Origin of the sequence: Pseudomonas edaphica (assembly GCF_005863185.1) — a bacterium.
Classification (GTDB): domain Bacteria; phylum Pseudomonadota; class Gammaproteobacteria; order Pseudomonadales; family Pseudomonadaceae; genus Aquipseudomonas; species Aquipseudomonas edaphica.
Window position 1 is genome coordinate 1 of the sequence record NZ_VBVZ01000407.1, and the last position, 5,619, is coordinate 5,619.

At 62.7% G+C, this 5,619-nt stretch carries 1 protein-coding gene; it reads right to left on the reverse strand.

Annotated features, from left to right (window positions below):
• Nucleotides 1-5,619: non-ribosomal peptide synthetase (locus FEM54_RS22685; protein WP_240792786.1), on the reverse strand; the 5,619-nt coding region annotated here is incomplete at both ends.

Consider the following 5,619-nt stretch of genomic DNA (forward strand, 5'->3'; position numbering starts at 1 on the left):
GGGCATCTGTTCCAGCAGCATCCATAGCGCGGGCACCATGTAGTCCGGCAGGTGTTGGGCCAAGTGCGCGCTCAACACGTCGCGCCAGTCGTCGGCGGCGTTTTGCAACACCAGGTAGCCCACCAGGTATTTGCCGTCGACGGCCAGCACCGCGGCTTCACGCACCCACTCGTGTTCGAGCAGGCGCGCTTCGATTTCACCCAACTCGATACGCAAGCCACGCAACTTGACTTGATGGTCGATACGCCCGGCGTACTCGATCACGCCGTCGTCGCGATAGCGCGCCAGGTCGCCGGTGCGATACAGGCGCTCACCGTCGATAAAGGGGTTGGCAATGAAGCGCTCGGCGGTCAATGCCGGGCGGCGATGGTAACCCCGGGCCAGGCCGACACCGCCCAGGTACAGCTCGCCCAACACGCCCACCGGCGCCGGCTCAAAGTTACCGTCGAGGATGTAGCAGCCCAGGTTGGCAATCGGGCGACCAATCGGCACCGCATCGCGACCTTCATTGATGCAGGTCCAGTGGGTCACGTCGATGGCGGCCTCGGTCGGACCGTAAAGGTTATACAACCCGGCTTGCGGTAGTTTGGCGAAGACCTGCTGTTGCGCATCCACCGGCAACGCCTCGCCGCTGCACACAATGCGGTGCAAGGTGTGGCAGGTCGCGACGGTCGGGTCTTGCAGGAATGCCTGCAACATCGAGGGTACAAAGTGCAGCGTGGTGACCTGTTCGGCATTGATCAGGCTGACCAGCCTGGCCGGATCACGGTGATCGCCGGGCGCAGCAACGACCAGGCGTGCGCCGGTCATCAGTGGCCAGAAGAACTCCCACACCGACACATCAAAGCTGAACGGGGTCTTTTGCAGCACGCTGTCGCTGACATCCAGGCCGTAGGCTTCCTGCATCCATTGCAGGCGGTTGGTCAGGGCCGCATGACGATTGCCGGCGCCTTTGGGCTGGCCGGTGGAACCGGAGGTGTAGATCACGTAGGCGAGGTTTTCGCCGTCCAGAGCAATACCCGGATTCTCTGCGCTAAAGTCTTCGAATCCAGTCTCGCCAAGTACCAGCGTTTCCAGGCCATGTGGAATCGACAACTGCTCACGCAGATGCGCTTGAGTCAGCAGCAGCTTCACGCCACTGTCCTCAAGCATGTAGGCCAGGCGCTCACGCGGATACTCCGGGTCCAGCGGCACGTATGCGCCACCAGCCTTGAGCACCGCCAGCAGGCCGACCACCATCTCGATGGAGCGCTCCACCGCCAGCCCCACCAGCGTGTCCGGCCCCACGCCCGCCTCGATCAGACGATGGGCCAGGCGATTGGCGCGGCGGTTGAGCTCGGCGTAATTCAAGCGCTGCTCGCCAAACACCAGTGCCGGTGCCTCTGGCGTGAGCGCAACCTGCGCCTCAATCAGTTGCTGCACCGTTTGCTGCAACGGGTAATCGCGGGATGTGGCGTTCCAGTCCTCAATCACCTGTTGGCGCTCAGTGGCGTCGAGCATCGCCAGCTCACCCAGGCGTTGCTGCCCGCCCTCAAGCATCGCTTGCAGCAGGTTGACCAGATGCCGGCCGTAACCTTGCACCGTATTTTCGTGGAAATGCGCGCGGGCAAAGCTGAACTGCACCGACAGCGTTTCGCCCAGATCCACCAGCACCGTCAGCGGGAAGTTGGTTTGTTCATGGGCATGGGGCTCGCCAAACCGAATGCCGCTGCCGCCGCTTTGCGCCAGGGCTTTGGACACCGGGTAGTTTTCGAACACCAGGATATTGTCGAACAAGGCTTCACCGCCCTGCCCGGCCCAGCGCTGAATGTCATACAGGCCAGTGTGTTCATGCTCACGCAAGGCCAGGTTTTGCGCCTGCACGGCTTGCAACCAGTCGGCCACTGACACCTGCCCCTCGACCGCGCAGATCACCGGCAAGGTATTGATGAACAGACCGATCTGCTGCTCAACGCCCGCAAGCTCCGCCGGGCGACCGGCCACGGTAGCACCGAAGGCCACTACCGCCTGGCCGCTGTGACGCTGCAACAGAATCAGCCACGCCGCCTGGATCAAAGTATTGAGCGTGACTTTGTGGCTTCGGGCGAACGACTCAAGTTGAGTCGTGAGTGTGCGATCAAGCGCCAGTTGATACTCGCCATGCCCTTGCACCGCCATCGGTTGACTGCTGCCCAGCCGTGTCGGGGTTTGCAATGCACTCAATTGCTCACGCCAGAAGGCTTCGGTCGCAGCGGCATCACGCTGTTGCAGCCAACCGATGTAATCGCGATAGCGCCCGGCCGCTTCCGGCACTGCCACAGCGGCATAGCGTTGCAGCACTTCGCCGAACAGCCGCGAATTGCTCCAGCCGTCCATCAGGATGTGATGGCTGGTGTAGATCAACTCGTAGCACTGCTCATCGGTGCGCACCAGTACCAGACGCACCAGTGGCGCCTTGGCCAGGTCAAAACCCTGGCGGCGCTGGGCCTGTTGCAGGTTGTGCAGTTCCAGTTCGCGCTCCGGCATGGCGCGCCAGTCCAGAACCTGAATCGGCAGCCGCGCTTCGCGGTATACCACCTGGCATGGCCATTCCAGCTGGCCTTCCCAGAAGAACCCGCTGCGCAGCACATCATGGGCCTGCACCGTGGCATCCCAGGCGTGCTGGAAGCGCGCCACATCCAGGCCTTGCGCCGTCACGCGAATCTGGTTGATGTAGTCGCCCGCCGTCTGCTCATAGAGGGTGTGAAAGAGCATGCCTTGCTGCATGGGCGACAAGGTGTAGATGTCTTCTACGGCATCGAACGCCAGCGGCAACGACTCCAGCTGCGATTGGTTCAAGCGCGATAACGGGAAATCCGAGGCGGTCACACCGCCATTGCCGGGCGTGCAGCAATGTTCTATCAGCGCGTTGAGTTCGCGGGTGTAGGCCGCGCTCAGCGTTTCGATCACCGCGGGGTCGAACATCAGCGGGCTGAACGTCCAGCCCAGTTGCAGTTCGCCGCCATAGACTTGGCCGTTGAGCGTCAGCCAGTTACCCAGCGGCGCATCCGGGCTTTGTTCGGCACCGGCACTTTCTGCGGCGGGCGCGAACAGGGTGTCCGGTTGGTCGAAACTGCCGTCAACCTGGCCCAGGTAGTTGAAGGTGATGCGCGGCGCTGGCAAAGCACTGAACGCCTCACGTGTGGCGTCATCGCCCAGGTAACGCAAAGCGCCAAAACCCAAGCCTTTATGCGGCACGCTGCGCAATTGCTCCTTGATCTGTTTGATCGAAACCGCCAGCGACACGTCGGGGGTCAGGCGCACCGGAAACAGGCTGGTGAACCAGCCCAGGGTGCGCGTCAGGTCAATGTCGTCAAACAGGTCTTCACGGCCATGGCCCTCCAGCTGGATCAGGCTCGAGGCGTGGCCCGTCCACTGGCAGATCACCCGCGCCAGGGCCGTGAGCAGCAGGTCGTTGATCTGAGTGCGGTAGGCCGTCGGCGCCTGTTGCAGCAATTGCCGGGTGCGTTCGGCATCCAGTTGGCTGACCACAGTCTCGGCCAGTCGCCCGGGACGCGCGCCTTGCGGGTCACGGCACGGCAAGTCGGTGGCCGCACCTTGCAGCTGTTGCAGCCAAAAGGCTTGCTCGGACGCCATCGCAGCGCTACGGGCGTGGGCTTGCAAGCGCTCGGCCCAGGCTTTGAATGAAGAGGTCTTGGCCGGCAATTTTTGTTCGCGATACAGCGCTTGCAGGTCTTCAAGGAACACCCGCCAGGACACGCCGTCCACCACCAAGTGGTGCATTACCAGCAACAGGCGCTGGGAACCGTCTGCCAGCTCGACCAGTACCGCACGCAGCAATGGCCCCTGTTGCAGGTCGAGACTGCGCTGGGCTTTTTCGCAGAGCGCGGTCAACTCGCTGGCATCTGCCACCTTGGCTTGCCACAGTACCTGTGTGCCAGCCGCAGCATGCTCGGCTTGCCAACCCTCAAGGTGCTGGCTGAAGCGCAAACGCAGCACATCGTGGTGAGCAATCAGGCCCTGCAACGCGGCTTCCAGACGATCGCCCTGAAGCGCTTGGCGTGGCGTCAGCAAGAAGGACTGGTTCCAGTGATGCGGGTCCGGCAGTTGCATCTCGAAGAACAACTGCTGGAACGGCAGCAACGGCGTCTCACCCTGCACCGAACCTTGGTCGATCACCCGCGCGGTTTGCAACTGCGCCACCCGCGCGAGGCTGCGCACGGTTTGATGCTGGAACAACGCCTTGGCGGTGAAATGAATACCGGCGGCACGTGCGCGACTGACCACCTGAATCGAGATGATCGAGTCACCGCCGCGCTCAAAGAAATTGTCATTCAACCCCACCTGCTCGATGCCCAGCACGTCGGCCCAGATGGCGGCGATCTGCTGCTCCAGCGCGCTTTGCGGGGCTTCATATTGCTGCGTGGCTTCGGGCTTTGGCAGCGCCTTGCGGTCAAGCTTGCCGTTGGGGCTCAGCGGCATCTGCTCCAGCAGCATCCATTGTGCGGGCACCATGTAATCCGGCAGGGTTTCGGCCAGATGAGCGCCGAGCACATCGCGCCAATCATCCGCTGCGTTTTGCAGCACCAGGTAGCCCACCAGGTATTGACTGTCCGGTGCCAACACGGCCGCTTCGCGGACGTAATCGTGTTCCAGCAAACGCGCTTCGATTTCGCCCAATTCGATACGCAGGCCACGCAACTTGACCTGATGATCGGCACGCCCGGCATATTCAATCACGCCGTCTGCGCGATACCGCGCCAGGTCGCCGCTGCGGTACAGACGCTCACCGCTGACAAAGGGATGGGCGATAAAACGCTCGGCGGTCAATGCAGGACGTCGGTGATAACCACGGGCCAGACCGACGCCGCCCAGGTAAAGCTCGCCCAGCACGCCAATCGGTACCGGTTCGAAATGGCTGTCGAGGATGTAGCAGCCCAGATTGGCAATCGGGCGACCAATCGGCACGGCGTCACGCCCTTCATCGACACAGGTCCAGTGGGTCACGTCGATGGCGGCTTCGGTCGGACCGTAAAGGTTATACAGCCCGGCTTGCGGCAGCTTGGCCAGGACTTGCTGTTGCGCATCCACCGGCAGCGCCTCGCCGCTGCACACGATGCGCTGCACGCTGTGGCAGGTCGAAACCGCCGGGTCTTGCAGGAACGCCTGCAACATCGAGGGCACAAAGTGCAGCGTGGTGATCTGTTCGGCGGTGATCAGGCTGACCAGCCGGGCCGGATCACGGTGATAGCCCGGTGCTGCAACGACCAGGCGCGCGCCGGTTATCAGTGGCCAGAAGAACTCCCACACCGACACGTCGAAGCTGAACGGGGTCTTTTGCAGCACGCTGTCGCTGGCGCCCAGGCCATAGGCCTCCTGCATCCATTGCAGGCGATTGAGCAGCGCTGAATGGCGGTTGCCGGCGCCTTTGGGTTGGCCGGTGGAGCCGGAGGTGTAGATCACGTAGGCGAGGTTTTCGCCGTCCAGCGCGATATCCGGGTTTGCGGCGCTGTAGCCGTCGCCAACGGACTCGCCCAGCACCAGGGTTTCCAATCCCTGCGGGATCGGCAGGTGTTCGAGCAGATGCGCTTGAGTCAGCAGCAGCTTCACGCCGCTGTCTTCAAGCATGTAGGCCAGGCG